The sequence below is a fragment of the Streptomyces sp. NPDC006510 genome (assembly GCF_040611955.1).
Taxonomy (GTDB): domain Bacteria; phylum Actinomycetota; class Actinomycetes; order Streptomycetales; family Streptomycetaceae; genus Streptomyces.
In genome coordinates, this window is record NZ_JBEXPH010000414.1 from 1 (window position 1) to 2,182 (window position 2,182).

Annotated in this window: 2 protein-coding genes and 1 pseudogene; 1 reads left to right on the forward strand and 2 read right to left on the reverse strand. The window is 68.5% G+C overall.

The annotated features are described in order from the left end of the window. Positions 1-180: pseudogene (locus tag ABZY11_RS44050) on the reverse strand (hypothetical protein); the annotation flags it as partial. Between the two features lie 282 nt (positions 181-462). After that, complete coding sequence (locus ABZY11_RS44055; protein WP_356484556.1) at positions 463-1,017, reverse strand: TIGR03086 family metal-binding protein; 555 nt, start codon at positions 1,015-1,017, stop codon at positions 463-465. On the opposite strand from ABZY11_RS44055, the gene ABZY11_RS44060 reads away from it, so the two are divergent. Further along, a complete protein-coding gene (locus tag ABZY11_RS44060) occupies positions 1,010-1,936 on the forward strand; it encodes an AraC family transcriptional regulator (protein ID WP_356484557.1) in 927 nt (308 codons plus the stop codon). The two genes, ABZY11_RS44055 and ABZY11_RS44060, sit on opposite strands and share 8 nt — an antisense overlap. Positions 1,937-2,182 lie beyond the last annotated feature (246 nt).

Here is a 2,182-nt window from a genome sequence, read left to right on the forward strand (position 1 = left end):
CATCGCGGCCAGCCTCTCGATGCGGCGGTTCTTGGCGCGCACCGCCCCGGGCAGATGAACGGCGCCGGAGACCGCCCACGGCCCGCCGAAGCCGAGGACGTTTTCCAGGAGCCATTGCTGCGCGGGCAGCAACTGCTCCCACCCGTCCCGTTGGGCGGTGACCCACCGTCCGAGGTCCACGCCCTGGACGATCAACTCCCCGGCCGCCGACGGTACGGCCCCGCCGCCCTGGACGCGGGCCTGGGTGAGGCGGAAGCACCGCTGTCACCTCGCATCCCGGGCCGGGCGCCATCCCGGATCGATCTCGCCCAGCGCCTTGCGCCGCGCCTCGGTCAGGGCGCCCGCGCCGGTTTCGATGGGTAAGCGGGCTGAACGGTGTGTCCTGTCGCAGTGATTCCTGATGCCGTGTGTCAAGCCGCGAGAGCGGTGGGAGGCATTGGCTCGTAGTACGTTCACATGCGGTCAGGCTCGGCGTTTCCACGACGGGTCGCGGCCCGCCAGTCCCAGAGCGCGGTCAAACAGCGGCGCAGTCGTAGGCACGCTGACTTCAGGGCCGAACACCCCGTACTTCCTGGCCATCTCGGCCTTGCCGGCGATGTCCTCGTACAGCGCCGCCGCGAGTTCCTCGTCCACGTTCAGCTTCTGCCCGGTCGCCACCGCCAGGTCCCAGCCGTGCAGCAGCCACTCGCCCAGCACGATCCCACCGATGAAGCGGGCCGGCATCCGCCCGCTCCCAGTCAGCGCCGTCTCGCCGACCCATGCCTGTGGATCGCTCCAGACGGCGGCGGTCGCCGCCGACCGGGCGGCATACATCTCGGCCCAATCCGGCTCCGCGGTGAAGTCATGTCCCTCCGCCACCTCATCCGGCCGGGCCTGTGGAGGCTGCTTCAGTCCCGCGGCGTGCCCCCGCACGCTGGTCCAGAAGATCAGGTGATTCAGGAGTGCCCCGACGTTCAGCTCCGGGCAGGGCGTGCTTGCGCCGAAATCGTCCGGCTCGATTCCGCGCACGATGTCCACCGCCGCTTCCGAGGCCCGGGCCATCACAGATCTCGTCTCCATGCCATCCCTTCCCCACTTGCCATCAGGCATAGTAGACAGGAGGACGATGACGGGTATTGAACAAACGCGACAGCGGGCCATCCTCGACCCGCACACCGCGGCTGAGCGGTTCCGGCTCGACCACGAGCCGGCTCCGGCGGATCTGACCCCATTCGTGGACGGTTACTGGATCCTCCACTGGGACCTGACCGAACCACACCGGCAGCAAGTCCTCACCCACCCGGTGGTCCACCTCACCTTCACCACCGGCGGTCAGGCCCAGATCACAGGCATCGTCAGCGACACGTTCACCCGAGAGATCTCCGGCACCGGCCGGGTACTTGGCCTGCGATTCCGGCCCGGCGGCTTCCGCCCGTTCCTCACCGCCCCGGTGTCCACCCTTACCGACCGAGTCCTGGACATCGAAGAGATCTTCGGCCCGGCGGCACGGGCAGCAGCAGACACCATCATCGCCGAACCCTGCGTGCCCACCGCGCTCGAACTGGCAGCCGCGCTCGTGCGTGGCTGCCGGCCCACTCCTGACCCTGCCATCGACAAGGCCGCCAGGCTGGTCGAAACGATCAGCGCCGACCCCTCTGTTCTACGGGTGTCCCAGCTCGCCGCGATCGCCGACATGAGCGCGCGCCAGCTGCAGCGAATGTTCGCCGAGTACGTCGGCATCGGACCCAAGTGGGTGATCCGGCGAGTCCGCATTCAGGAAGCCGCCGCACGCGCGGCCATGGGTCCGGAGGACTGGTCTGCTCTCGCCGCCGAACTCGGCTACGCCGACCAAGCACACTTCACCCGAGACTTCACCGCATGCATAGGCACCTCCCCTGCGCAGTACGCGAGTTCGGCGCGACGCCGGAACGACTTCGGGCCGACGCGGCATGAGTAATCTCCAACGGTCGACAAGTCTTGGCAATTAAGGCCTGTTCGGGCGATCGTGGGGGAGCGTGGACCCGCGGCGCGAGGGGTGTCGTGATCACTCAGGCGTCCGGCGTGGGTCCGACGCGCAGGGAAGGACCATGAAGCTCTACCTCGCCGTACCTGTTGTTCTGCTGGCGTTGCTCATCGCCGCCTCCGGCGTAGCGGCGGTTTCCCGTGGCTGGGTGCTGCCCATGAACCGGCGACCGGTCCGCCA